Genomic DNA, 24988 nt, shown 5'->3' with positions numbered 1-24988 from the left:
ACCGACACCGTGATCGAACGATCACGAAGGGGTGCGGCACTGATCAGGGAGCAGGTCGTCCAGCAACGGTGGCAGCAGCGGTGACCTGGGCTGACACGGTTCACTCGAGGTCGGTGGCGGTTCCGTCGGGGGCGGGTCGGTCGGGTCGGCAGGGTCGGCAGGGTCGGCAGGGATCGGTTCCATCCTCGGCGTCGACCCGGGCGTTGACGGTTCGGTGGGCAGCGGCGGCTCGGTGGTCGTCGTCGGTGTCGTCGGTGTCGTCGGTGTCGTCGGTGTGGTCGGCTTGGGCGTCGTGGGGTTGGTCGTCGTCGGCAGCGGCCACGGGGTGGTCGGCCGCGGCGGCGTCGTCGGCCAGTTGATCGGCGGCTCGGGCAGCTGACCGTCACCACCGCCCGGACGCAGCGAGACGGGCACCTCGACGCTCCTCGACGCGGTGCCGAGCGTGGCGCTGACCCGCACCACCCCGTCGCGGTACGGCGACCCGAACGCCCACACCATCAGCCGGAACGACTCGGCGCGCGCCAGCGGCACCTCGCACACCACCCGGTGCAGCGACCGCTCGCAGCCGGACCACAGGGCGACCAGCGTCACGTGCTCGTCGGACTCCACGACCAGCCGCAGGTTGCCCGCCCGGCCGCCGGTGTTGGTGGCCTTGATGTCCAGGCGCGGGTCCCAGAACCCGTGGTGCCACTTGCGGACCAGCAGTTCCAGGTTGTCGTGCACCGGCCGCACCTCGACCGCGAACTCGATCGACACGCTGAGCGACGTGCCCGCGCTGACCGTGCCGGAGATCCGGCCGCTCATCGCTTCGTAGTCGGCCTGGAGCCGGAACACGAACGTCGCCGTGCCGCCGGGCGCGATGCCCTGCGTGGTCGTGCACGTCACCGCGCCGGCGCCCGCCGGGCAGGTCACGGACTGGTCGGGGGCGCCGTCGAGCCTGGCCAGGCGCGTGCCGGTGAACGACGACGCGGCGCCGACGGACCGGACGCCGGGTGGCAGGTCCAGCGCGGCGCTCACCGGCTCCGAGGCCGTCTCACCGGAGTTGCGCACGGTGATCGGCAGGTCCACCGGTTCGTCGCCGGGCGTCAGCGCGAACCCGCTGGGCACGGTCGGCACGAGGGTCGCCGGCTCCGGCGGAGGTTCGGGCTGAGGCTCCGGCTCGGGCTCCGGCGTCGGGACCGGTGCGGGCTGGGTGGTCGGCACGGGTTCGGTGGTGGGCGTCGGTTCGGTGGTCGGCACGGGCTCGGTGGTGGGCTCCGGCTCGGTGGTAGGTGCCGGTTCGGTCGTGGGTTCCGGCGTGGGCTCCGGCTCCGGCGGTGGTGGCAGCGGGGTGGGTATCCGGGGCTGGGTGGTCGAGTCGATCTGCGTCGTCGGAGCCGGCGCGATCTGCGCCGCGGGCGCATCCTGGTCGCTACCGCCGGAGGCCAGGCCGATCACCACCGCGATCGCCAGGGCCGCGACCGAGGCGGCGGCGCCGAGGAACTGGCGCGGTGCGGACGTGATGGCATTGGCGGTGCTCGCGGCACCACCCGTACCCGCAGCGGCGGCGGCGACCGTGGCGGCCTTGGCGGTGCCCGCCCCGGCGGCGGCCAGGTAGCCGGACGTGCCGACCCCGAGCACCAGCGGTGCGATGACCCCGCGCAGCGCGCCGTTGACGTCGGCCAGTTCGGCGGCCAGCGCGCGGCAGTCCGTGCACTCGTCCAGGTGCGCCTCGACCTGCGTGGTCTCCCGCTTGGACAGGCCGCCGCGGGTCCACGCGCCGAGCTTGTCGACGGTGGCGCGGCAGCGTTCGGCCTGGGTCTCGGCCAGGTGCACCTGCAGGTAGGCCTGCTTCAGGCCCTCACGGGCCCGGTAGGCCAGGGCGGACACGCCGTTGGCGGTCAGGCCGAGCAGCGGCGCGACGTCGGCGGGCGACTGGCCCTCGATCTCGGTGTGCCAGAGCACGGTCTGCCAGCGCTCGGGCAGCCGGGCGAACGCCTTCGCCGCCAGCGACCGCTCCAGCCCGGCCACGGCGGTGTCCTTGAACGGCACGCTCATCGCCTCGGGGGCGACCTCGGCGACGTCGTCGGACAGTTCGACCTTCTTGTCCCGCCGGGTCTTGTCGTAGGCGGTGTGGCGCAGCGCGGTGAGCAGGTAGGCGCGGAACGCCGAGTCGGGGCCGCGGCCCGCGCGCAGCGCGTCGAGGACCTTGGCGAAGGCGTCCGAGACCAGGTCGTCGGCCTCGGCGGTGGACCTGGCGAGCTGGCGGGCCAGGTTGTAGGCGGCGGACACGTGGCGTTCGTAGAGCTGCCCGTAGGCGTCGATCGCGCCGTCGCGCACGGAGTCGATCAGCTCCGCGTCGCTCGGTCCCTGGACTTCGGCAGGAACGGTCGCCACGTGTTTCCCTCCTCGCGCGGCGCCAGTCTGACGCACCGGATCGCGGATCGTCACCTGAAACCGCCCAACCGGGGTGGCCTGATGCCGTCATGGACTAGGCGCGGCGACGTCCCGTATTCGGAAACCGACGTCGAGGAGGCATCCGGGTGGGTGTTCGGGAAGCAGTCGCACGGCGTTCCGGCGCTGACGGGTCGCGCGCACTGCGGTCGAGGTGGCGGACCGCCACGATGGCCGCGGGCTGGGCGTTCCCGGCGGACTGGCCGCTGGCCGAGGTGGACGAAGTCTGTCGGGCGGTGCTGGGTCCGGGCGATCCGAGCGCGCAGTTGTACCGGCTGGGCAAGGCGCGCGCCGAGGCGGGCGCCGGGTTGGCCGAGACGCTGCTGGACCTGGCGGCGTTGCACGCGGTGCTGGCGGAGCCACCGGGGTCGACCGGGATGGTGTCGCCGAACGTCGACGCGATCCCGGCGCGGATGCTCCGGGTCACCGCGCTGGGCTGGGGTGACGTGATGAGCAAGCAGGCCGGGAACTGCGCGGCGGACAACCCGCTGACCGGCCTGGCCACCGCCGCGTACCTGCGGACCAGGCTGCGCGAGGTGTACGCGGAGACGCGGACGGTCGGCCGCCAGGAGCACGTGCTGGTGCTGGTCGCGCTCGACCTGACCAGGACGTCCGGCTGGTCGCGCGTGGTGGCGATGACCTTGTTGGCGGACGTCTTGATGGAGGTGTTCGACGCGGGCGAGACGGTGGCCTCGGTCGGGCCGTCGGTGGCGTGCGTGCTGCTGCGCCGTGACCGGCACCTGGCGCGGGCCCTGGCCAACCTGCGGGTGCTCACGGCGGACCGGTTGGCCGTCGACCCGCACATCGCGCCGACCGGACCCGTCCGGGTCTGGTTGGAGGAACTGCCCGAGACGTGCGAGGACGCGGTGGCGTTGGTCGCCGACCTCGGACGCTGACGACCTCGGGCGCTGAACGTCGGGCGCCGAGCACACCGATCCCCTGTCCGGCGTCCGTCACCAACTCCCCTCCCCCCGAGAAGCCCGGTGCCTCCCCCCAGTGCACCGGGCTTCTCACTTTCTGTACCCGATCGGGCGACACGCCGTGCCTGCGCGTTTGACAGCCTTCCGGGCGTGATGGTCTTCTAGTGTCTTAGTTGACTAGAACACTTTGGAGGCGCCGGGTGGAGTTCCGCATCGACCGGTCCAGTGGCCTCCCCGCGTACCTCCAGCTGGTGCGACAGGTGCGCGAAGCGCTGCGCCTGGGCTGGCTGGGACCAGGAGACAGGTTGCCGACCGTCCGCGACGTCGTCGCGAGGAGTGGTGTGAACGCGAACACCGTGCTCAAGGCCTATCGCGAACTGGAACTGTCCGGCCTGGTGGAGGCACGCCAGGGCTCGGGCACGTTCATCAAGGCCGGGCTCGGCTCGACCGACCCCGAGGTGATGGCGGCGCTCAGGGCGCGCCTGGCCGAGTGGGTCCGCGAAGCGCGTGAGGCCGGATTGGACATCGAGGACATCGACGCGCTGGTGCGGTCTGTCCTCGCCGCCGACGAAGACGGCAATCAGATAACAGCGGGGGATGGGGTGGCGGTCCTTTGATTACTGCGGTCGAGCCTGTTGACCGCACCGCGATCGCGGTGCGCGCGCAGGCGCTGGGCAAGCGGTACCGCAACAAGTGGGCGTTGCGGGAGTGCACGTTCGACCTGCCCGCGGGCAGGGTGGCGGCACTGGTCGGCGCGAACGGCGCCGGCAAGACGACGTTGATGACCGTCCTCGCGGGCCTTCTCGACGCCGACGAGGGGTCGGCGGGCGCGACGGGCCGGGTGGCGTTCGTGTCGCAGGAGAAGCCGGTCTACCGGCACTTCTCCGCGGCCGACATGCTGCGCCTGGGTGCGCACCTCAACGTCGTGTGGGACGAGGCGCGTGCCCGCCGCTGGCTGGCGCGCTTCGAGATCCCGCTGGACAAGGCGTGCGGCAAGCTGTCCGGCGGCCAGCAGGCCCAGGTGGCGTTCGCGCTGGCCATCGGCTCGCGGCCGAGCGTGCTCATGCTGGACGAGCCGCTGGCCAACCTCGACCCGCTGGCCCGCCGCGAGGTGACCGCCGAGCTGCTGAGCGAGGTCGACGAGACCGGCATGACGGTGCTGCTGTCCACGCACGTCGTGGCCGAGTTGGCGGGCGTGGCCGACTACCTGCTGCTGCTCGCGCACGGTCGGCTGCTGGCGGGCGGTGACCTGGACGAACTGCTCGGCCGGCACGTCAGCTACACCGGCCCGCGCTCGGACGTGCCGCCCGCGTTGGGCGACGTCGTGGAGGCGCGGCACACCGGCAACCAGTCGACGTTCCTGGTCGAACTGCCCGAGGGGCAGCCGCGGCCGGTGGTGGCGGGGCAGTGGACCGAGCGCCCGCTGACGTTGGAGGACTACGTGCTCGCGCAGCTCGAAGCCACCAGGAAGGGGGCCCGCGCATGACCACCATCACGACGACCGACGTCACGACCGCCGCACCGGTGGCCACGCGCACCCGCGTCGGCTGGGGTGACCTGCTGTGGCTGACCTGGCGACAGCACCGCTGGACGATCCTCGGCACGGCCGTGGTCGTCGTCGGTGCCGCCGCCGTGGCGCTCGGCATCGCCTGGCACACCGACGCCACGGGCGAAAAGCACGACCTGCTCGGCCGGTGGAGCTACCTCGACGTGAGCCAGATGCTGACGCTGACGCCGATGGCGCTGGGCGCGGTCATCGCGGTGTTCTGGACCGCGCCCCTGCTCTCCCGCGAGTACGAGCAGCGCACGCACCTCGTGGTGTGGAGCCAGGACCTCACCCCGATCCGTTGGCTGGTGGGCAAGGTCGTCCTGCTCGGTGCGATCACCGTGGTGCTCGCCGCCGGCCTCGGCACGGCGTTGATCAAGCTGATGAACAGCATGAACGCCGTCACGACGGACTACGTGCCGTTCCGGCCGTTCGAGGGCGCGGCGTTCGAGGCGGCGCCGCAGGTGCAGGTCGGGTACGCGGTGTTCGGCTTCGCGCTCGGCCTGGCGTTCAGCGCGATCACCCGGCGCACGGTGCTGTCGATGGGGCTCGCCCTCGGCGGGTTCTTCCTGGTGCGGGCCTTCGTGGCGGGGTTCTGGCGGCCGTACTTCCAGGAGCCGCTGCGCAAGGTGGAGCCGTATGACGAATCGCCTTTGTACTGGAGCGCCGGGAACGACGGCTCCTGGACGGTGAACTCCGGCTACGCCGACGCCGCGGGCAACGAGATCGATTTTCCCCAGGTGTGTGGCGGCACCCAGTCGAACACGGAGTACGCGAAGTGCATGGCCGACAACGGCGTGCAGACCTTCAGCGACTACCACCCGGCCGACCGGCTCGTGTCGTTCCAGTGGTTCGAGTTCGGGGTCTTCGCCCTGCTCGCCGCAGGCCTGTTCGCGCTGACCTTCGTGTGGGTGCGCCGGTCACGTGGGGTCTAATCAGCACCGGGCCTGCCGCCTTCGCACCGCGGCGGCCCTGCTGAGGGGGTCTCGCACGCTTCCGGGCGTGCGGGACTTCCCCAACGGGGGAGCGTGCCGACGCCTCCGCTGCGGCGCGTTGTGTTTGTGCAGGTAGACTCACCGAACCGTGGACTCCCGAACTCGTCTCCCCGTCGTCGGCATGATCGGTGGCGGCCAGCTCGCCCGCATGACGCACCAGGCCGCCATCCCCCTCGGCCAGTCGCTGCGGGTGCTCGCCGAGTCGGACTCCGACCCCGCCGCACTCGTCGCGCGCGATGTCGAACTGGGCAAGCACACCGACCTGGACGCGCTGCGTGCGTTCGCCAAGTCGTGTGACGTCGTCACGTTCGACCACGAGCACGTGCCGCAGGAGCACCTGCACGCGCTGGTCGCCGACGGCGTGAAGGTGTTCCCCGGGCCCGACGCCCTGGTGCACGCGCAGGACAAGCTGGTCATGCGGGTGCGGCTGGCCGAGATGGGCGCGCCGGTGCCGCCGTTCTCCGCCGTGCTGGAGGCGGCCGACGTGCTGAAGTTCGGCGCCCAGCACGGGTGGCCGTGCGTGCTGAAGGCGGTGCGCGGCGGCTACGACGGTCGTGGTGTGTGGATGCTCAACACGCCGCAGAGCGCGCAGCGGGTCGTCCCCGAGTTGCTGGCCGCCGGCACGCCGTTGATGGTCGAGCAGTGCGTGCCCATGCGCCGCGAGCTGTCCCAGCTGGTCGCGCGCTCGCCGTTCGGGCAGGGCGCGTCGTGGCCGCTGGTGCAGACCGTGCAGGCGGACGGGATCTGCGTCGAGGTGCTGGCCCCGGCCCCGGACGGGCCCGCCGAGCAGGCGCAGGAGCTGGCGTTGAAGATCGCCGCCGAGCTGGGCGTGGTCGGGCTGCTGGCGGTGGAGCTGTTCGACACCGCCGACGGGCTGGTCGTCAACGAGCTGGCGATGCGCCCGCACAACTCCGGCCACTGGACCATCGAAGGCGCCCGGACCTCGCAGTTCGAGCAGCACCTTCGTGCCGTGCTCGACTACCCGCTCGGCGCGACGGACCTCGCCGCGCCCGCCGTCGTGATGGCGAACGTCCTGGGCGCCTCGGACACGCCCGAGATGGGGCCGGACGAGCGGCTGCACCACCTGTTCGCCCGGTTCCCCGACGCGCACGTGCACCTGTACGGCAAGGCGGAGCGGCCGGGACGCAAGATCGGTCACGTGACGCTGCTCGGTGAGCGGATGGACGAGGTGCGCGAGCGGGCTCGGCTCGCCGCGCACTGGCTGTCCGACGGCGTGTGGCTGGACGGGTACGACATCCACGGAGGACAGCAGTGACGCAGGTCGGCGTGATCATGGGCAGCGACTCGGACTGGCCGGTGATGAAGGCGGCGGCCGAGGCGCTGGCCGAGTTCGACGTGACCTACGAGGTCGGCGTGTACTCGGCCCACCGCACGCCGCAGCGGATGCTGGACTACGCGTCTTCCGCCGCGTCCCGCGGGTTGCAGGTGATCATCGCCGGTGCCGGCGGGGCGGCGCACCTGCCGGGCATGGTGGCGTCGGCGACGGTGCTGCCGGTGATCGGCGTGCCGGTGCCGTTGAAGTACCTGGACGGGATGGACTCGCTGCTGTCGATCGTGCAGATGCCGGCGGGTGTGCCGGTGGCCACGGTGTCCGTGGGTGGCGCGCGCAACGCGGGGCTGCTGGCCGTGCGGGTGCTGGCGGCCTCCGACCCGGTCCTGCAGAAGCGGATGGCGGCGTTCCAGGCGTCCCTTTCGGACCTCGTGCTGGAGAAGGACGAGGCGCTGCGGGCTGTTGCGGACGGCACAGCGGACAACTGAGTGAACGCGCGCTAACATCCTGGCAGGACGCCCTACCGGGAGGTAACTTAACGTGGACCCGAGCTTCGGTACCTACCAGCTCGCCGAGGAGCACGAGGCGCTGCGCGAGGCGGTCCGGTCGCTTGCGGACAAGGAGATCGCACCGCACGCGGCGGACGTGGACGAGCAGGAGCGCTTCCCGGTCGAGGCGTTGAACGCGCTGGTCAAGTCAGGTTTCGCGGCCGTGCACGTGCCCGAGGAGTACGACGGCCAGGGTGCCGACTCGGTGGCGACGTGCATCGTGATCGAGGAGGTGGCGCGCGTGTGCGCGTCGTCGTCCCTGATCCCGGCGGTGAACAAGCTGGGCACGATGCCGATCCTGCTGTCGGCGTCGGAGTCGCTGAAGCAGCAGGTGCTGCCGTCCGTCGCGTCGGGCGAGGCCATGGCGTCGTACGCGCTGTCGGAGCGGGAGGCCGGTTCGGACACCGCGTCGATGCGCACGCGGGCCCGGCTCGACGGCGACCACTGGGTGTTGAACGGCACCAAGTGCTGGATCACCAACGCGGGTGAATCCACCTGGTACACGGTCATGGCGGTGACGGACCCCGACGCCCCGAAGAAGTCCCAGGGCATCTCGGCGTTCGTCGTGCACAAGGACGACCCCGGTTTCGTGGTGGGTTCGAAGGAGCGCAAGCTCGGCATCAAGGGCTCACCGACCCGTGAGATCCACTTCGAGAACTGCACGATCCCGGCGGACCGCATCATCGGCGAACCCGGCACCGGCCTGAAGACGGCCCTGCGGACCCTGGACCACACGCGTCCCACGATCGGCGCGCAGGCCGTGGGCATCGCGCAGGGCGCCCTGGAAGCCGCCGTCGCCTACGTCAAGGACCGCAAGCAGTTCGGCAAGTCGATCTCCGAGTTCCAGGGCGTCCAGTTCATGCTGGCCGACATGGCGATGAAGATCGAGGCCGCCCGGCACATGGTCTACGTGGCCGCCGCGAAGGCCGAGCGGGGCGAGCCGAACATCAGCTTCATCACCGCGGCGGCCAAGTGCTTCGCGTCGGACGTGGCGATGGAGGTGACGACGGACGCCGTGCAGCTGTTCGGCGGCGCCGGCTACACCCGCGACTTCCCGGTGGAGCGCATGATGCGTGACGCCAAGATCACCCAGATCTACGAGGGCACGAACCAGATCCAGCGGGTTGTGATGTCACGCTCACTGCTCGGCTGACCCGGCCCCTTCGCCACGCGGCCTGGAGGCACCTGATCTCCTTGATCAGGCCGCCTCCAGGCCGTGATCAGGACAGCGTCGCCAGGTACGTCGCCAGCCGGTCGTAGCTGATGTCGGCGCCGTCCTTCATGCCCGTCTCGGTCGCACGGTCGCGGGCTTCCTTGGACGGGAACTTCATCGTCTGGACGACGGTGGTGCGGTCGCCCTCGGCGATGAACTCGGTCGTGTTGACGGTCGACGGCCACTCCGGGCCCCACGACTCGGTCTGAACGGTCCGCGACGACGGCGTGACCTCCAGGTACTCGCCGGTCATCGACATCTCGGTGCCGTCGGCCCGCCGCCACACCATGTGCCACCGACCTCCCGGCCGCAGGTCGATCTCGCACACCGGCATGGTCCAGCCCTCGGGGCCGAGCATCCAGTGCACGATGTGCTCCGGCTTGGTGAACGCGTCGAACACGAGCTCCTGCGGCGCGTCGAACGTCCTCGTAGCGGCCACCTCCACGTCGGACGGCGTGGTCCACAGCGCGGTCTTAGTGGTCATGTCCCCTTCTCCTTCATGTGTTCCAGGTAGGTGTCCAGGCGTCGGTAGCTGTCGTCCCAGAACCGGCGGAAGCCGTCGGCCCACTCGGTGACCTCGCGCAACGGCGTCGCGTCGAGCGTGCAAGGCCGCCACTGCGCATCACGACCGCGCGTGATCAGACCGGCCCGCTCCAGCACCCGCAGGTGTTTGGAGACCGCCGGGCCGCTCATCGCGAACGGTTCGGAGAGTTCCTTCACGGTGGCCGCACCCTCGGCCAGTCGGGCCAGGATGGCTCGGCGCGTCGGGTCGGCCAGGGCCGCGAAGGTGATGCTCAGTGGATCGTCCGCCATGTCTACCTAACCACTTGGTTATCTAACTGATTGGTTTTCTACGCGCCTGCCGACTGGCTGTCAACACCCCTTCTCGGCGCGCGGATTGGTTGAAATTTCATATAACTTCGTCGTGACTGATCGTCAATGCGAAGGGGAAATCGCACATGCTCAAGGACGTGGCAGCACTCATCGGCCGGCTCGGCGTGGGCGTGGTGTTCATCGCCCGCGGCTGGTAGAAGGTCACCGAGTGGGGGCTCGACGGCACCGCCACCGCCTTCGCGGGCATGGGCGTGCCGCTGCCGACGCTGTCCGCCTGGTTCGCCGCGATCGTCGAACTCGCCGGCGGCGCACTGCTGGTCCTCGGCGTCGCGATGCCGGTGGTGGCCGTGCTGCTGGCCGCGAACATGCTCGGCGCGCTGGTCCTCGTGCACCTGCCGAACGGTCTGCTCGGGCAGGGTGGCTACGAACTGGTCCTCGTGCTCGGCGTGGCCGCGATCGCGGTCGGGTTCAACGGCGGGTCGCTGACCGTCGGCCGCCTGGTCAAGGGCAAAGAAGGCCGAGCAGCCCGCCTGACGGCGGGAGTCAGCCGACCAGGTCGAGGGTCGTCTGCTCGCCGGCGCGGCGTGCGGCCAGCAGGTCCGGTGCGGCGTTGCTGCACTGCACCAGCGAACCGCCGCCCGCCAGCACGGCGAGGAAACCGTTCAGCACCCCGTCCGGCAGCGTCCACTCCACAGTGGACAGCACGCGGGACGTCGTGGTGATGCCCAACGTCGCCGCCCGCTGGTGCGCCTCCTCGACCACCTCGTCCACAGTGGACTGCAGCAGTGCCGGGGTGTTGCCGGGAACCGGCTCCCACGGCGCGAAATCGTCACCGAACACGCGCACGTCGTCGTTGTAGTCCACCGGCGCGCCGCTGCCCAACCCCATGGGGTGCAACGACGCCACGGCCGTCACCAGCGCACCGGGCGCCTCACCGCCGGGTGCCACGACCGCCACCTTCGCGCCCGCCGGGTCGTTCGTCACCGCCGCGCCGCACCACCACGCGCCCAGCAGGACACCGGCCGTCTGCCAGTGCGCGGGCAGCAGCACGGCCACCGGGTCGCCCGGCTCCACGTCGTGCTCGTCACGCAGCCAGTTCGCCGTCTTGGCCGCCCAGTTCCGGACGGTGGCCCGCGACAGCTCCACCCGGGTGCCCGCCGCGTCGTCGTAGTGCGTGATCAGGGGACGGCCGGGATTCGCCGCGAACAGCGGCGCGAACAGGGCATCCGTGACGGTCATGCGCCAACCTTGCCACGCCCCGCCCGCGCACACCCGCCGGCCCTGGCCCACGCCCTCCCGAGAGTCGAACGCTCAGGTGCCGAGAGTCGAACGCTCACGTACCTCGAACTCCACGTTCGGACAACACCGGCACCCGCGCCTCGACCCACCCGAACGCAGAATTCGGCGCACCTGAGGGTTCGACTCTCGGTACCTGGAGGTTCGACTCTCGGGTCAGTCGATGCAGGGTGGGGATTGGAGGGCGGTTGCGCGGGGGCGGCCGTCCAGGGTCACCAGGCGGTCTCCGGTGAGCTTTTGGGTGGTGGGAGCCGTGGTGGGGACGGTGGTGGGGGCCGTTGTGGGAGGGGGAGTGTGGGTGGTGGTCTTCTCGCCCAGGAGTTGGGCTACGAAGGCCTTCACCTGCGCCGGGTCCACCGTGACGACGCTCTGGCCGCGCTCGTTGCGCGCGCCGACGCCGGTCACCGGGATGGTCGCGAACTCGACGTTCCCGCCGGCCAGCCCACGCGCCTGGTTCGCGAACGTCGCCAGGTCCAGCTTCTCGTCCACCACGACCGACTTGCTCACCGCGTCCAGCAGCCCGGACAGCCGCGCCGGGTCGGTGAGCGTCCCGGCCGACATCAGCTTCGTCATCGCCGCCGACATGAACACCTGCTGCCGGGTGATCCGCCCGAGGTCACCGTTCGGGATGCCCTTGCGCTGCCGCACGAACGCCAGCGCGTCACCACCGGAGATCGACTGCACACCGGCGCGGAAGTTCGCACCGGAGTCCGGATCGGACGTGGCCTGGTTCAGGCACACGTCGACGCCGCCGATCACCTCGGTGAGCAGGTAGAACCCGTAGAGGTTGATCTCCGCGTAGTGGTCGACCCGCACCCCGGTCAGGTCCTGCACCACCTGCACCAACGCCCGGCGCCCCGCCTGGTCGCCCTGCTTCGACCGCTCCTCCAGGTCGCCCACGCCCTCCGCCTGGAGCCGCTGCATGGTGAAGAACTTGGTCAGCCCGTACGCCGAGTTGATCTTCTCCTCGCCGTGGTCCGGGATGGGCACGTAAGTGTCCCGCGGGATGGAGACGGCGCGCGCCTTGCCGCCGTTGTGCGGCACCCGCATGACGATGATCGTGTCGGTGTTGAGCGTGTCCGTCGCCTCGGTGCGCAACTGCCGCAGCACCCGATCCGGCAACGGCCTGCCCTGGGCATCGGTGCGGCTGTCGCTGCCGACCAGCAGGATGTCGGTCGCGCCGTCGGCCACGGGCGGCGCGTTGGGCACGTCCGACAGCTCGGCCAGCACGTCCGTCGTGTTCACGCTCTCCTGGACGCGCTTCAACGTCGACCACCCGTACCCGGCCGCCGCCAACACAGCCGCGGACAGCAGCACGACCAGCGTGCGTCCGACGATCACCGCGGCCTTCACCGACGCGTTCCTCCTACGGATGGGGATGTCCGGTCAGGCTAACCACCTTCAGCCGGTCGGACGTCCGGGTTCACCGGCAGGCGGGTGTTCAGTTGACGCAGACCACACCGTCGGCCGTGATCGGCGGGGCGGAGGTGGTCGTCGGCGTGATCTTCGTCCCGGTGTCGCCTGCCGACGCCGGGTCGGACTGGTCCGGCGGTGCGTAGTCGGCACCGACGTACACCTGAACCTGCCCTCTTGGCACGGAGTCGTCTTCGACGGCCTCGGCGTTACCGCCCAGGGCGGAGATCACGTTGTCGGCGCTCGACCGCTCACCCGGCGCGTACCGCACGGACGTCGTGTCCGCGTACGCCGCGCTGTCCGCGTCACCCCGGCGGAACCCCTTCTCCGCCAACATGTCCAGCACGCTCGCGGCCAACCGGTTCACCCCGGCGGAGTTGTAGACGTTGACGGTGACCGCCGAGTTCGGCGGCCCGACCGGGGTCGTGGTGGTGGGCGCCTTCGACGGGTTGTTGTCGGTCGCCAGGCCCTTGATGAACTGCCGCACCTGCGCCGGGTCGACCGGCAGCACGTTGCCGTCGCTCCAGGTGTCCGTCGGGTCGCCGACCGGGATGGTGCGGAACTGGATGTTGCCCGACACCAGCCCCTGCATCTGACCGGCGAACTCGGTGATGTTCCACCCCTCGTTGAGCACCACGGACTTCTTCACCGCGTCCATCAGCCCGGACAGCAGGGCCGGGTCGGTGAGCGTGCCGGTGGACAGCACCTTGCGGGCCAGCGCGCCGATGAACACCTGCTGCCGCACGATCCGGTCCAGGTCGCCGCCGGGCAGCCCGCTGCGCTGGCGCACGAACGACAGCGCCTGCGCGCCCGCGATGGTCTGCCGGCCCGCCGGGAAGTTCGCACCCGACGCGCGGTCGCGCGCCGGCTGGTTCAGGCACACCTCGACGCCGCCGATGGCCTTCGTGACCTCGTAGAAGCTGGCCAGGTTGACCTCGGCGTAGTTGTCGACGGTGACGGAGCCGCCGGTCATGCCCTCGATCGTCTTGATCAACGTCCGGCGCCCGGCCAGCGTCGACTCCAACTCGATGCGGGCCTCGTCGGTCACGCCCTCGTTGCGCAGCCGTTGCGCCGTCTCGTTCTTCTGCCGGGCCATCGCGGAGTTCAGCTTGTGCTTGCCGAACCCGTCCGCGATCTCCACGTACGCGTCGCGCGGGAACGAGATGGCCACCGCACGCGTGCCGTCCTGGGGGATGTGCACCAGGATCATCGTGTCGGTGTTCAGCGTTCCGTCCGCCACACCACCGTTGAGCAGCGCCAACACCTCGTCGGACAGCGGGTTGCCCTGCGCGTCCGTGCGGCTGTCGACGCCGACCAGCAGGATGTCGACCGCGCCGTCGAGCGGCTTGCGGGTCTCGCCGTCGCTCTGCTCGGTGACCGAGGAGGCGATGACGTCCGTCGTCGTGATGTCGTCGTCGATATCGCTCAGGTGGTACCAGCCGTACCACGTGACGAGGAGCACAGCCGCCGACACCAGTGCCAACAGTGAACGACCGGTGAGCGCGAGCACACGAAGAGCAGTCGATCCACCGGCTGTTCCAGGCGGACTCCGGTCCACTGCCTGCCTCCCCCGTGCGCTCAGGCCGTCTGATCGAGATCTGTGGCGGAGCGGCGAACCGCACCCGACACTCCTCTTATACGGGAGACGTTGTAACAACCGGGTGGGTTGCACGGTTAAGCCTCGTGACAGACTTCATCGGGCAACGCTTTGCGGGAGGGCACTGAGCATGCGCGTACTGGTTACGGGTGGGGCCGGGTTCATCGGTTCGCACTACGTGCGGGAATTGGTGGGCGGCGCGTATTCGGCCTACGCCGACGCCGAGGTGGTGGTGCTGGACAAGCTCACCTACGCGGGCAACGAGGAGAACCTGGCGCCGGTCGCGGACGACCCCCGGCTGACCTTCGTCCGCGGCGACATCTGCGACCGCGAGCTGGTCGCCGACCTGATGAGCCGCACGGACGTGGTGGTGCACTTCGCCGCCGAGTCGCATGTGGACCGTTCGATCTCCGGTTCGGCCGACTTCGTGCTGACCAACGTGCTGGGCACCCAGACGCTGCTGCAAGGCGCGCTGGAGGCCGGCGTGGCGAAGTTCGTGCACGTGTCCACGGATGAGGTCTACGGCACGATCGACGAGGGTTCGTGGACCGAGGACCACATCCTGGAGCCGAACTCGCCGTACTCGGCGTCCAAGGCGTCGTCCGACCTGCTGGCCCGGTCGTTCTTCCGCACGCACGGACTGCCGGTGTGCATCACCCGGTGTTCGAACAACTACGGTCCGTACCAGTTCCCGGAGAAGGTCATCCCCTTGTTCGTCACCAACCTGGTGGACGGCAAGAAGGTGCCGCTGTACGGCGACGGGCTGAACGTGCGCGACTGGCTGCACGTGGACGACCACTGCCGCGGTATCCAGCTCGTGCTGGAGGGCGGTCGCGGTGGCGAGATCTACAACATCGGCGGCGGCACCGAGCTGACCAACCGCGAGCTGACCGAGCGCCTGCTGGAGGCGACCGGCCGCGACTGGGACTCGTTCGTCGAGCCGGTCACCGACCGCAAGGGCCACGACCGGCGGTACTCGGTCGACATCACCAAGATCAGCACCGAGCTGGGGTACACGCCGCGGGTCGACTTCACCGAGGGCCTGGCGGCCACCGTCCAGTGGTACCGGGACAACCGGTCGTGGTGGGAGCCGCTGAAGCAGCGCGCGGCCCTGGCCGGCTGATGGCGCTCGCACTCCTGGTGCCCGGCGGTCGCGGGCAGCTCGGGCAGGACATCGTGGCGGCGGCGCCCGAGGACGGTCTGGTGCACGCGCCGTCGTCGGCCGAGCTGGACCTGACCGACCCGTCGGCGGTGGCGGACGCGGTGGCCGTGTTCGCCTCGACCGCGCGTGACGCCGGGTTCCGGCCGGTGGTCGTGAACGCGGCGGCCTACACGGCGGTGGACGCGGCGGAGACCGACTTCGACCGGGCGTTCGCGGTCAACGCGCTGGGGCCGGGGTACCTGGCCACGAGCTGCCGTGAGCACAACGTGCCGCTGCTGCAGGTGTCGACGGACTACGTGTTCCCCGGTGACGGGACGCGGCCGTACGAGCCGTCCGACGAGACCGGGCCGCGTTCGGCCTACGGGCGGACCAAGCTCGCCGGCGAGGAACGCGTTCTGTCCACTTGGGACCGTGCGTGGGTGGTGCGCACCGCTTGGGTCTACGGCGAGCACGGCGCGAACTTCGTGAAGACGATGGCGCGCCTGGCCGCCACCAACGAGACGTTGTCCGTTGTGGACGATCAGGTCGGCTCGCCGACGTGGTCGCTCGACCTGGCGCACGGCCTGCTGTCGTTGGCCGCACTGGTGTCCTCCGGCGGCACGCCGGCACGGGTGCTGCACGCGACCGGCGGCGGCGAGACCACGTGGTGCGGGTTCGCCCGCGCGATCTTCGCCGAGCTGGGCCTGGACCCGGAACGCGTGCGCCCGTGCACGACCGCCGACTTCCCCCGGCCCGCTCCGCGCCCGGCGTACTCGGTGCTGTCCGGCCGGGCGTGGGCGGACGCGGGGCTGACGCCGCTGCGGCACTGGCAGGAGGCGTTGGCCGCCGCGGTGGCGGCGCACGCCGTGCCCTGAGGTCCCTGAGATCCTCAGGTCCTGAGGTCCTGAACCGGCGGTGTGAACGGGCCGTACACCCCAGTGAGTCATTCACGGATTCACGGATGAGCTGGGAGGTCGCGTGCGGCACAGCAGCATGGACACGGACGTGTTTCGGCAGACCGCCCACAGCCCGTCGTACTTCGAGTTGAGCCGGAAACTCGGGGAGGGCGCGCGGGAGCTGGTGGACTTCTGCATCCCGTGCAACCCGTACTTCCCCAGTCAGGAGATGTTCCAGTTCCTGGGGCGCAACCTCGAATCGGTGCTGAAGTTCTACCCGAGCGACGCGGGCGCGATCGCCGGGCAGCTGTCGTCGGTGCTGGGGTTGAACCCGGCGACGGTGGCGATGTCGAACGGGTCGACCGAGCTGATCACGTGGATAGACCACCTGTGGGTGCACGATTCGATCGCGGTGCCGATCCCGACGTTCGGGCGGTGGACCGACCAGTTCCTGGAGACCGGCAAGCGGGTGGACATGTTCCTGCTGCCGGAGAGCGACGGGTTCGAGCTGGACCTGGACGCGTACGTGAAGTTCATCCGGTCGCGCGGGTCGCGGGTGGCGGTGCTGTGCAACCCGAACAACCCCGACGGCGGGTACCTGCCGCGGCGCGAGGTCGTGCGGTTCCTGGACGAGTTGTCCGACCTGGACCTGGTGATCGTCGACGAGTCGTTCATCGATTTCGTCGAGGTGGAGCGGAACCCCTCGGTGGCGTCGGAGGCGGCCATCCGGTCGAACGTGGTGGTGCTGAAGTCGTTGGGGAAGAACTTCGGGCTGCACGGGATCCGGTTCGGGTACATGGTGGCGAACCCGGGGCTGGCGCGGAAGATGGCTTCGTCGCTGCCGAAGTGGAACCTGAACTCGCTGGCCGAGGCCGTGGTGTTCATGTTCAAGGAGCACTTGGACGAGTACGCGGAGAGCCTGGTCAAGCTGTCGATGGACCGGTACCGGATGGGGATCGAGCTGGGGCGGATCCCGGAGCTGGACGTCTTCTCGTCGCAGGCGAACTTCATCCTGGTGAAGCTGTCGGGTGAGGTGACCGGGGCGGAGATGCGCGACTACCTGCTGCTCAAGCACCAGGTGTTCGTGCGGGAGTGCTCGAACAAGCTGGGGTTGAGCGGCCAGTTCCTGAGACTTGTCGTGCGGCCGGAGGCGGACGTGGAACGCCTGGTCACCGGCATGAAGGCGTTCTCGCAGCAACGCTGGGACGTCGAACGGCCGACGTTGGTGTCCTGAGCGCGTCAGCCGGGGGTGCCCAGTTCCTTGCGCAGCATCGTCCCGCGCGGTCCGTACCCCGCCGATGCGTAGAAGCCGACGGCGTCCTGGTTGAGCGTGAGGATGCCGGCGTGGAGAACCGACACACCTCGTTCCGAGGCGGCTCGTTCCGCCTCTCCGAGCAAGGCCTTTCCCACGCCGCGACCGCGATATCCCGTCCAGGACGACCGTGTGGACGTCAGCCGCGCGGCGTGGCACGGCGATCTGGTGGTCGGGCGGATCCGGCAGGGGGACCAGTTCCGCCATGCCCGCGATCTCGCCGCCCACGTCGGCTACGAAGATCAGGACGTCCGACCCGCCCGAGAGCACGTCCTCGAAGTGCCTTCGGACGGCGTCGACGTCGGGCAGTCGGTAGACGGCCGGGTCGAGCCGGATGTGCCTCTCGGCGTTCGCCAGACGCAGGCGGATGAGCGCGGGCACGTCCTCTCGCACGGCTGCCCTGACCATGGTCGACACGGCGCGCCGGCTCAGGCGGGCTGCCAGTCCACGCAGGTGGGGCGCTGGGCGGTGGCCAGGAAGTCCTTGAGGGCGGCGGCCAGGACTTCCGGCTGGACGCCCGCGCCGGCCGGGTAGTCGACGTACTCGGAGCGGTACTCGGGGGAGGACGGCTCGCCCTTCAGGGTCGAGTAGTCGTGCTCCGGGTCGGCGTAGGTGAGGTAGCCGTAGCCGTTGTGGATGGCGGCGGCGACGTCGTGGTCGGGGATCTTGGTGGTGCCGGGCTCGCCCAGCAGGCCCTCGGTGTCGGTGATGAGCTCGCGGTCCTGGTGTTCGATCACGGCCGGACCCGCGCCGGGGTCGGCCAGGCGGCTCAGGAGCGTGTCCACGTCCTCTGGCGTGCTGACGGTCAGCTCGTCGGCCGCGTCGGCGTCGTTCTCGTCGGTGATCGGCCACACAGCCGTGAAACTCATGGCCGGCATCATCGCAGTGGACGCGCTGAGTGACCACCCGAGGGGTCTGTTGGGCCGTTGGGGTGGACTCGGATTAACGCACTGGTTTTGCGCTCAAGCAGTGCGAGAACCTTTCGCCCATGTCCGCGCTGGGGAGATCCCCTGAAGCGACCGCACCTCGTCCTGATGGCGAGCGGCAGCGGTTCCTGCGTCGCGTCTGTGCCGTGACGGGTTCACGGCAGATCTCGTGGAGCGAGCTCAAGAACCCTCATCAGGTCGACCGGCAGCCAGGCGGCCATTCATAGCCGGGAAGTCAGGAAGGCCGTCCAGGCCGCACGGGAGACGGTGAGGGCGCCGGTGGTCGGTGCCTTGCTGTCCCTGATGCCGACTTCACCTGTGGAGGAGTGCGCCACCTCGACGCAGCCGGAGTTTGCACCGCTGTAGCTGGCCTTGCGCCACACCCCGAAGGTCAGCTCCGACGCTCCCATTCGCTGTGCTCCTCCTTGACGTACTTGCGCAGCAGTGCAAGCGAGTCCTGCTTGCTCAACGCCGTGCTGCACAGGTGCTGGAACGCCAGCCTATACCGCTCAACATCGCCCTCTTCTTCGAGAAATGTGGTGCCGCTGAGATGGTCCAGGGCCACCGTGCCGTAGTTGTCGTCGAACCTGAAGCACCAGAACGGCACACCCATCGCCATGTACTCCCCGGCACGGGTCGGGATGACCTGGAACTGCACGTTCGGCAGGGTGGCGAGTTCGAGCAGGCGCGTGAGCTGGTTGAGGTGCACATCCCGGCCGCCCACCGCGCGGATCAAAGCCGCTTCGGTTACGACCGCCCACAGGGACAGATAGCCATCGAGCACTCGCTGCTGGCGCGCGATCCGCAGTTTGACTCGTTGGTCGATGATCTCGGCGCTGATGTCGGGAAGTCCGACCTGGAACACCGCGCGGGCGTAGTCCTCGGTTTGGAGGAGGCCCGGGATCAGGTCGATCTCGAAGTTGGACACCGCTACCGCGTCGGTCTCCAGTTCCACGAAGTCGATGTTCTCCGGGTTCGCCGACTCGTCGTACACCTGGTACCAGCCGCGCGTCTTCGCGGTCCGCGCCAGGTTGACCATGCTCTCGACGGTGGCCCGACCCGCGCCGTACAGCTCGCACAGCATCCGGACCTCATCGGGCTTCGCGCCCAACTGGCAGATCTCGATCTTGGTGATCTTGGGCTGCTTGCAGCCGAGGTGGTTGGCGGCGTCTTCGAGGGACGTGCCCGAGTTGACCCGGAGCTGGCGGAGGCGGCGGGCCAGGCGGCGTTGTTTCGGAGTCATCGGGCGTTCCCTCGATCGAGTGAAGATTTGGAATTTGATTCCAATGATGCTTGCATCCAGAAGAGGGCGCGAGCAACCTAGCAGAACCAAATTCCGTCGATCGGGGAGGGTGTTGTGGCTGTTGAAGTGGCCTATCTGCGAGGGGACACGCCGTTGCGCGTGTGGGTGGACGACGAGAGTGAGACCGTGTGTCTCTCCGTCGGTCCACCGCCGGGGCAGGTCGTGCTCGGCCTCACCATCAGCGGCGCGTCACGGCTGCTCGAAGCCGTCCAGCGCGAGCTGAAGGTCCTCGACCCCGCCGGCTACGACTGCGACGACTGCCTCGACACCGGCGAGCAGTGGGTCCCCATGGCGCCTGGCTCGGTCGGCAACCGCGCTTGTCACTGCCCGGCGGCACGCCGGTAAGCCGAGACGGTCAGCTCCGCCGTCTTCCGCCACGTGAACTCCGCCGCGTGCGTCCGCCGTGCCGCCTGGTCGGCGGGCGTGGGCGGGGCCTCCACCGCGTCGACCATGGCCGAAGCCAACGCCTCCACGTCACCGACCGGCACGTGCACCGCGTGCCCACCGGCCACCTCGCGCAACGCCGCCACATCCGTGCACACCACGGGCACGTTGCACGCCAACGCCTCCAGCACCGGCAGCCCGAACCCCTCGTCACGCGACGGCAGCACCAACGCCGCCGCCCCCGCCACGACACTCCGCAGGTCGACGTCGTTCAGGTACCCGGTCCGCATCACGCGACCATCCGAACCGACCGCGTGCGGCCCGGCCAGCACCAACGGCGGCAACGACGGCCGCGCGGCATGGGCGGTCAGCAGCGTCCCCAAGCCCTTGCGCGGCCCGCCGGCCCCCACGAACAGCAAGTACTCCGACGGCAGCTTCAACCGCGCACGCAGAGCAGGTGACGGCGACCTGGCGGCGAACCACGCGGGGTCGACGCCCAGCGGCGTCACCACGATCTTCGACTCCGGCACGCCGAACCGGTCCATCACCACCTCGGCCACGGCACGCGTCGGCGTGCAGACGACATCCGCGCGCAAAGCCGACTGCTCCACCAGCTCCGGCAGCCTCCGGTCGGACGGCGGCAGGTCGCCCGGCGTGTCCAGGAACGCCAGGTCGTGGATGGTCGTCACGCCACCCGCCCTGAGGGCAGGCGGCAGGACGAAGTTCGTCCCGTGCATGACATCGGTCGGCCCGGCCAGGAACTCCACCGGCGGGAACGGCATGCGCAGCCAGAACTCCCGCAGCAACCGCGCCGACACGGGCAACCCGCGCGCCACCACGTCGTGCGGCAGCACGGTCCGCAGCGCACGCCACCCGCGCAGGGTGAACGCGACCGCCCGCACGTCGACCTCGTCCAGCATCGACGCCAGCTCCTCGGCCAACGCCGCCGTGTACCGGCCGATCCCGGTCCGCTGCCCGAGCAGCGGCGTGCCGTCGATCAGCACCCGCAACGGCCTAGCCACGGCCGCGCAACTTCTTCAGCACCCGACCGGTCGCCCGACGTGCCACCTCGCCCGCGCCGCCCGCGCTCAAGTACTCCTTGACCAGCTGCACGTCCCGCTGCACCTTCTCCCGCCGTCCGAGCGGCCGGTTGGGCACCATGAACGACGACCCCGGCAGGCGGTCGGCGGCGGGCCGCGGGTTGCGGCAGAACTCGGTCAGCGGCGCGAGCACGTTCTCCCAGGTGAACCGCTCCCGCACGGCCGCGATCCGCTCGACGCAGCCGGCGGCGAACTCGGCGTCGTACATGACCTTCTCCAGCGCGTCGGCCAACGCGGCGGCGTCCTCCGACGGCACCACGACGCCCAACCCCTCGCGCCGCACGAGGTCGGCGAACGAGTCGCCGTCCGTGGTCACGATCGGCAGCCCCGCCCACAGGTAGTCCAGCACCCGGGTCCGGAACGCGAACGTCGTCTCCACGTGCTCGTAGTGCGTGGTCACGCCCGCGTCCGCGTCGAGCAGCCAGTTCTGCCGCTCGTGGTAGGGCACCCACGTCTCGTTGAAGAACACGTGCGTCCCGACGAGGTCGAGCCGCTTGGCCAGCGCGCGGGTCTGCCCGGCGATGTCCATGTCCGGCACCTCGGGGTTCGGGTGCTTCATGCCCAGGAACACCAGCCGCACGTCCGACCGGCGGGTCCGCAGCCGGTCCACCGCGTGCAGCAGGGTCAGCGGGTCGAACCAGCTGTAGACGCCGCCAGCCCACAGCACGACCTTGTCCGCGTCGTCGATGCCCAACGTCGAGCGCAACCCCGGCCCGGTGCGCTGCGGCGGCTTGCCGGGCAGCCCGAACGGCGCCTCGGCCAGCAGGGAGCGCGTGGTGGGGTCGTTGTCGTACAGCGAGGGTGTGAGCCGGCCGATCGCGGTCAGGTGGCCGAGCCAGAAGTGCCGCTGCCGCTCGGAGGCGCACAGGAAGAAGTCGCCGCGCCGCAGCTGGTTGTCGATGATCCGGGTGACGCCCACCAGGTCCAGCTCGCGCTGCTCGTCGGTCGAGTCCTTGCCCTGCTCCAGCAGCTCCAGGTGCATCGGGTCGTAGATGTCGCAGACGACGATCTTGGTGTTGCCGGGCTCCTTGAGGAAGCCCAGGTTCTCCAGCACGTGGCCCTGGAGCACGACGATGTCGGCCCACCGGGCGTGCTCGACGAGCTCGCGCGGCGCGGCGCGGGTCACCGGGAACGACGACTCGGGCGGCTCGCACAGCGGGTTGATCGTGACCAGCCGGACCTCGTGCTCGCCGGCCAGCACGTCGGCCATGTTCCAGGCCCGGATCGCGGGACCGGCCATCTTCTCCGAGATGGCGTCACCGGTGATCACCAGCACCCGGCGCGGCCGGCCGAACACCTCCTCCAGCCCGAACACGTCGACCAGCACGTCGTGCGCGGCCAGGTAGCGGGGCAGCGGGTAGGCGGGCTCCATCGCCTTGCGCATCAGCGGCACGAGGTCGGCGTCCGACACCCGGCGCGCGGCCTGCTCCTGCTTGCGCGACTCGGCCAGCTCCGGCAGCAGCTCCACGAACTGGTCGATCGCGAGGAACCCGGCCAGCGCCTGCCGCGACACCGGCACCGGCGCGCGGTCGTTGGCGGGGTTCTCGGGACGGCGGGTGATCTCCAGCTGGGTGGCGTCCAACTCGCCGCGCGCGGTGGCCCGGCGGACCACCAGGGCGAGCGCGGCGGGCAGCGCCTTGGCCAGCGTCTCGTCGGAGAAGTTCTTGTAGAGCGACGCGAGGGCGTTGCGCTCCAACAGGTACAGCTCACGGCTCGTGTCCACACTGGACATCGAGGCGTGGTGCTTGTGGTAGGTCAGGGAAGTGGGCACGTACCGGACGCGCCAGCCGCGCAGGTTCATCCGCCAGCCGAGGTCGACGTCCTCGTAGAACATGAAGAACCGCTCGTCGAACCCGCCCAGCTCGCGGTACACGCCGGTCCGCACGACGAGTGCCGAGCCGGTGCCGAACAGCACGTCGCGCGGTGTGTCGTGGGTGCCGTCGTCCGGCTCGCCCGCGTGCCGCTTGTAGCCCATGCCGAACCAGGTCAGGCCGCCGTCCACGAAGTCGATCTGGCGGCCGTCCCAGTCGAGCACCTTGCTCGCCACCGCGCCGACGGCGGGCTCGGCGCGCAGCACCCGCACCGCCTCGCGCAGCCACCCGGCGTGCGGGCGGGCGTCGTTGTTGAGGAACGCGACGACCGAGCCGCGCGCACCGCGCACGCCCAGGTTGCAGCCGCCCGCGAAGCCCAGGTTGGCCGGCGCCTCGACCACGTCCGCGTTCGGCGCGGCGGCCCGGATGCGGTCCGCGCTGCCGTCGCCCGACGCGTTGTCGACCACGATGACCTGGAGTTTGTCCCCCGGGTAGTCGAGGTCGCCGAACAACGCGCGCAGGCAGGTGATCGTGTCGTCGGCGCCGCGGTAGTTGACCACGACCACCGACACTTCGGGCAGGCTCCCTTGCTCCACGCGCTAACTCTGCCTCATCACGCTCCGCAGCGGGCGGTGAAGGTGTCTTACGCCTCTGCGCCGGGGTCCCGGTCGGGCTCCTGGTCGGGTTTCGACTCGTTGTCCTCGGGTGGGGTTTCGGCGGGCAGGCTGTCGCGGTGCCACTCGACGGTGATCTTGACGTGGGCCTCGGCGGAGGACTTGGCGATCGCCAGCGCGGCGCTGGAGCTGACCTTCAGGCCGATCTCCACGGCCACCTTGTCCGGTCGCGGCGACGGCATGCTGCCGATCTTCGCCGCCACCGACTGGGCGACCTTCTTCGCCCGCTCGATACCGCTCTCCAGCGTCTCCTCGGCCCGCTCGACGGCGGCGTCCCACCGCCGGCCGGCGCGCACCAGGCCGTCGTCCTCGTCGTCCAGCTCGAACGGCAGCAGCTCACCGTTCTCCGTGCGCACCTCGACGTACTCGGCCATCCCAGTCCTCTCCAGTCCTCGTCCACGGACCCCGGCGGTCGGTGTTCACGCGGGCTGACTAGCGGCCGGCCCACTCGCGCCACACCACGCGCCTGGCCACCTTGGCACGTCGGCCGATCTCCGTCCGCTGAACGAGCGTGATCGGCAGCCTGAGGAGCACTTCCGCCAGCACCTGGAGGCGGAGCGGGACGCGGAAGTTCCCGGCGTCCGGGGTGTGCTTCCGGAACGGCAGCAGGGCGGTGATCACCGCGAACCTGGCCAGTTCCCGGAGAGCCGTGGCGAGGGGCGCGCACCGCAGGAGCATCAACAGCCGGTTGCGCTCGTTCCAGCGGTGGAACAGCCGGGAGCCGGGGTTGGTGCTGGCGCCGTGCCGGTGGTGGACGCGGGCCGGGCCGACCGACAACACCCGGTGACCGGCCAGTCGCAGCCGCCACGCCGTGTCGGTGTCCTCGTAGTAGCAGAAGAAACCGCCCGGGACGCCGCCCACGTGGTCGAGCGCCGCACAGCGGATCAGGGCCGCGCCGCCGCAGAACCCGAACACCTCCCGACCGGCAAGGACCAGGTCAGCGCCGTGACCGTCGGCGGTCAGCTTGACGCCCACGGACTGGGTCGAGCCGTCGGCCAGCAGCATGGAGGGGGTCGCGGCGGCGGCGTCGGGGGTGGCGTCCAGGGCGTCTTCCAGGGCGGCGAGCCAGCCGTCGTCGGGCACCGCGTCGTCGTTGAGCCAGGCCACGTACTCGGTGGTGATCTTCGGCAACGCCGCCGCGAGACCGCCCGCGTAACCGCGGTTGACGGGCAGGCGGAGGGTCTCCGGGCGGCTGGGGTGCGCGGCGACCAGCTCGGCCGTGCCGTCGTCGGAGGCGTTGTCCACCACGAGTGTCCGGTGTGGACGCTGCCGGGCGAGGGCGTCGAGGCACGCGGTGATGTGCTCGCGGCCCCGCCACGTCACCACGACCACCGTCGTGCTGGGGATCGACACGG

25 protein-coding genes and 1 pseudogene are annotated in these 24988 nt (G+C 70.3%); 12 read left to right on the top strand and 14 right to left on the bottom strand.

Annotated elements, in window-relative coordinates; genetic code table 11:
- Positions 1–21 precede the first annotated feature (21 nt).
- A complete protein-coding gene (locus tag FM051_RS17545) occupies positions 22–2376 on the bottom strand; it encodes a sigma-70 family RNA polymerase sigma factor (RefSeq protein ID WP_158844313.1) in 2355 nt (784 codons plus the stop codon).
- 146 nt (positions 2377–2522) lie between these two features.
- Here FM051_RS17545 and FM051_RS17540 point away from each other — a divergent pair, with 146 nt between their 5' ends.
- The 7 genes from FM051_RS17540 (at position 2523) to FM051_RS17510 (ending at position 8886) form a co-directional block, all read left to right on the top strand.
- Positions 2523–3329, top strand: a complete 807-nt coding sequence (locus tag FM051_RS17540; protein ID WP_158844311.1) for a GGDEF domain-containing protein — start codon at positions 2523–2525, stop codon at positions 3327–3329.
- Between the two features lie 224 nt (positions 3330–3553).
- Positions 3554–3970, top strand: coding sequence for a GntR family transcriptional regulator (locus FM051_RS17535; protein ID WP_158844309.1), 417 nt, complete (start codon positions 3554–3556; stop codon positions 3968–3970).
- Positions 3967–4839, top strand: coding sequence for an ATP-binding cassette domain-containing protein (locus FM051_RS17530; protein WP_238412461.1), 873 nt, complete (start codon positions 3967–3969; stop codon positions 4837–4839). The genes FM051_RS17535 and FM051_RS17530 overlap by 4 nt, the downstream gene beginning before the upstream one ends.
- Positions 4836–5834 (top strand): ABC transporter permease, encoded by a 999-nt coding sequence (locus FM051_RS17525; protein ID WP_158844307.1) that lies wholly within the window; start codon positions 4836–4838, stop codon positions 5832–5834. The genes FM051_RS17530 and FM051_RS17525 overlap by 4 nt, the downstream gene beginning before the upstream one ends.
- Before the next feature lie 148 nt (positions 5835–5982).
- Complete coding sequence (locus FM051_RS17520) at positions 5983–7170, top strand: 5-(carboxyamino)imidazole ribonucleotide synthase (protein WP_158844305.1); 1188 nt, start codon at positions 5983–5985, stop codon at positions 7168–7170.
- On the top strand, positions 7167–7673 hold the full coding sequence (gene purE / locus FM051_RS17515) for a 5-(carboxyamino)imidazole ribonucleotide mutase (RefSeq protein ID WP_274383613.1): 507 nt from the start codon (positions 7167–7169) through the stop codon (positions 7671–7673). Before FM051_RS17520 ends, purE begins: the two co-directional genes overlap by 4 nt.
- A gap of 52 nt (positions 7674–7725) precedes the next feature.
- Complete coding sequence (locus FM051_RS17510; RefSeq protein WP_158844303.1) at positions 7726–8886, top strand: acyl-CoA dehydrogenase; 1161 nt, start codon at positions 7726–7728, stop codon at positions 8884–8886.
- Between the two features lie 67 nt (positions 8887–8953).
- On the opposite strand, the gene FM051_RS17505 is transcribed toward FM051_RS17510, so the two are convergent.
- Both FM051_RS17505 and FM051_RS17500 read right to left on the bottom strand, forming a co-directional pair.
- Positions 8954–9430, bottom strand: coding sequence for an SRPBCC family protein (locus FM051_RS17505; protein WP_158844301.1), 477 nt, complete (start codon positions 9428–9430; stop codon positions 8954–8956).
- A complete protein-coding gene (locus tag FM051_RS17500; RefSeq protein ID WP_158844299.1) occupies positions 9427–9759 on the bottom strand; it encodes an ArsR/SmtB family transcription factor in 333 nt (110 codons plus the stop codon). Before FM051_RS17500 ends, FM051_RS17505 begins: the two co-directional genes overlap by 4 nt.
- 266 nt (positions 9760–10025) lie before the next feature.
- On the opposite strand from FM051_RS17500, the pseudogene FM051_RS53690 reads away from it, so the two are divergent.
- A pseudogene (locus FM051_RS53690) lies at positions 10026–10112 on the top strand (DoxX family membrane protein); the annotation flags it as partial.
- A 211-nt stretch (positions 10113–10323) separates the two neighbouring features.
- Here the strand turns inward: FM051_RS53690 and FM051_RS17490 are convergent.
- The 3 genes from FM051_RS17490 to FM051_RS17480 all read right to left on the bottom strand — a co-directional run bounded on the left by FM051_RS17490 (position 10324) and on the right by FM051_RS17480 (position 13963).
- On the bottom strand, positions 10324–11019 hold the full coding sequence (locus tag FM051_RS17490; protein ID WP_158844297.1) for a TIGR03089 family protein: 696 nt from the start codon (positions 11017–11019) through the stop codon (positions 10324–10326).
- A gap of 213 nt (positions 11020–11232) precedes the next feature.
- Positions 11233–12429, bottom strand: a complete 1197-nt coding sequence (locus FM051_RS17485; RefSeq protein WP_158844295.1) for an LCP family protein — start codon at positions 12427–12429, stop codon at positions 11233–11235.
- Between the two features lie 88 nt (positions 12430–12517).
- Entirely contained in the window at positions 12518–13963 is a 1446-nt protein-coding gene (locus FM051_RS17480) for an LCP family protein (RefSeq protein ID WP_238412460.1), read from the bottom strand.
- Positions 13964–14216: 253 nt separating this feature from the next.
- Between FM051_RS17480 and rfbB the strand changes: the two genes are divergently transcribed.
- The 3 genes from rfbB (at position 14217) to FM051_RS17465 (ending at position 17357) form a co-directional block, all read left to right on the top strand.
- Positions 14217–15209, top strand: a complete 993-nt coding sequence (gene rfbB / locus FM051_RS17475; RefSeq protein WP_158844291.1) for a dTDP-glucose 4,6-dehydratase — start codon at positions 14217–14219, stop codon at positions 15207–15209.
- Positions 15209–16102: a dTDP-4-dehydrorhamnose reductase gene (gene rfbD / locus FM051_RS17470; protein WP_158844289.1), complete on the top strand. Its 894-nt coding sequence runs from the start codon at positions 15209–15211 to the stop codon at positions 16100–16102. The genes rfbB and rfbD overlap by 1 nt, the downstream gene beginning before the upstream one ends.
- 103 nt (positions 16103–16205) lie before the next feature.
- A complete protein-coding gene (locus tag FM051_RS17465; protein ID WP_238412459.1) occupies positions 16206–17357 on the top strand; it encodes a pyridoxal phosphate-dependent aminotransferase in 1152 nt (383 codons plus the stop codon).
- Between the two features lie 5 nt (positions 17358–17362).
- Here the strand turns inward: FM051_RS17465 and FM051_RS17460 are convergent, their stop codons facing one another.
- The 4 genes from FM051_RS17460 to FM051_RS17445 form a co-directional block, all read right to left on the bottom strand.
- Positions 17363–17578 carry a GNAT family N-acetyltransferase gene (locus tag FM051_RS17460; RefSeq protein ID WP_274383638.1) on the bottom strand — a complete coding sequence of 72 codons (216 nt, stop codon included), beginning with the start codon at positions 17576–17578 and terminating at the stop codon, positions 17363–17365.
- A gap of 285 nt (positions 17579–17863) precedes the next feature.
- A complete protein-coding gene (locus tag FM051_RS17455) occupies positions 17864–18304 on the bottom strand; it encodes an Imm1 family immunity protein (RefSeq protein WP_158844285.1) in 441 nt (146 codons plus the stop codon).
- Between the two features lie 278 nt (positions 18305–18582).
- Positions 18583–18771 (bottom strand): DUF397 domain-containing protein, encoded by a 189-nt coding sequence (locus FM051_RS17450; protein ID WP_158844283.1) that lies wholly within the window; start codon positions 18769–18771, stop codon positions 18583–18585.
- Positions 18753–19604 carry a DUF5753 domain-containing protein gene (locus FM051_RS17445; protein WP_158844281.1) on the bottom strand — a complete coding sequence of 284 codons (852 nt, stop codon included), beginning with the start codon at positions 19602–19604 and terminating at the stop codon, positions 18753–18755. Before FM051_RS17445 ends, FM051_RS17450 begins: the two co-directional genes overlap by 19 nt.
- Positions 19605–19718: 114 nt before the next feature.
- On the opposite strand from FM051_RS17445, the gene FM051_RS17440 reads away from it, so the two are divergent.
- Positions 19719–20009 carry a hypothetical protein gene (locus tag FM051_RS17440; RefSeq protein ID WP_158844279.1) on the top strand — a complete coding sequence of 97 codons (291 nt, stop codon included), beginning with the start codon at positions 19719–19721 and terminating at the stop codon, positions 20007–20009.
- On the opposite strand, the gene FM051_RS17435 is transcribed toward FM051_RS17440, so the two are convergent.
- From FM051_RS17435 to FM051_RS17420, 4 genes are read right to left on the bottom strand one after another with little or no spacing between them, the layout of a single operon-like run.
- Positions 19985–21070, bottom strand: a complete 1086-nt coding sequence (locus FM051_RS17435) for a glycosyltransferase family 4 protein (protein ID WP_238412458.1) — start codon at positions 21068–21070, stop codon at positions 19985–19987. The genes FM051_RS17440 and FM051_RS17435 overlap by 25 nt on opposite strands.
- Entirely contained in the window at positions 21063–23555 is a 2493-nt protein-coding gene (locus FM051_RS17430) for a glycosyltransferase (RefSeq protein ID WP_158844277.1), read from the bottom strand. The genes FM051_RS17435 and FM051_RS17430 overlap by 8 nt, the downstream gene beginning before the upstream one ends.
- A gap of 47 nt (positions 23556–23602) precedes the next feature.
- Positions 23603–24007 (bottom strand): CU044_2847 family protein, encoded by a 405-nt coding sequence (locus FM051_RS17425; RefSeq protein WP_158844275.1) that lies wholly within the window; start codon positions 24005–24007, stop codon positions 23603–23605.
- Positions 24008–24065: 58 nt separating this feature from the next.
- Positions 24066–24980, bottom strand: a complete 915-nt coding sequence (locus FM051_RS17420; protein ID WP_238412492.1) for a glycosyltransferase family 2 protein — start codon at positions 24978–24980, stop codon at positions 24066–24068.
- Between the last annotated feature and the right edge of the window lie 8 nt (positions 24981–24988).

Source organism: Saccharothrix deserti (genome assembly GCF_009769385.1).
GTDB classification, from domain to species: domain Bacteria; phylum Actinomycetota; class Actinomycetes; order Mycobacteriales; family Pseudonocardiaceae; genus Actinosynnema; species Actinosynnema deserti.
The sequence above is the reverse complement of the archived record's forward strand: the minus strand, read 5'-3'. Positions and strand labels throughout refer to the sequence as shown.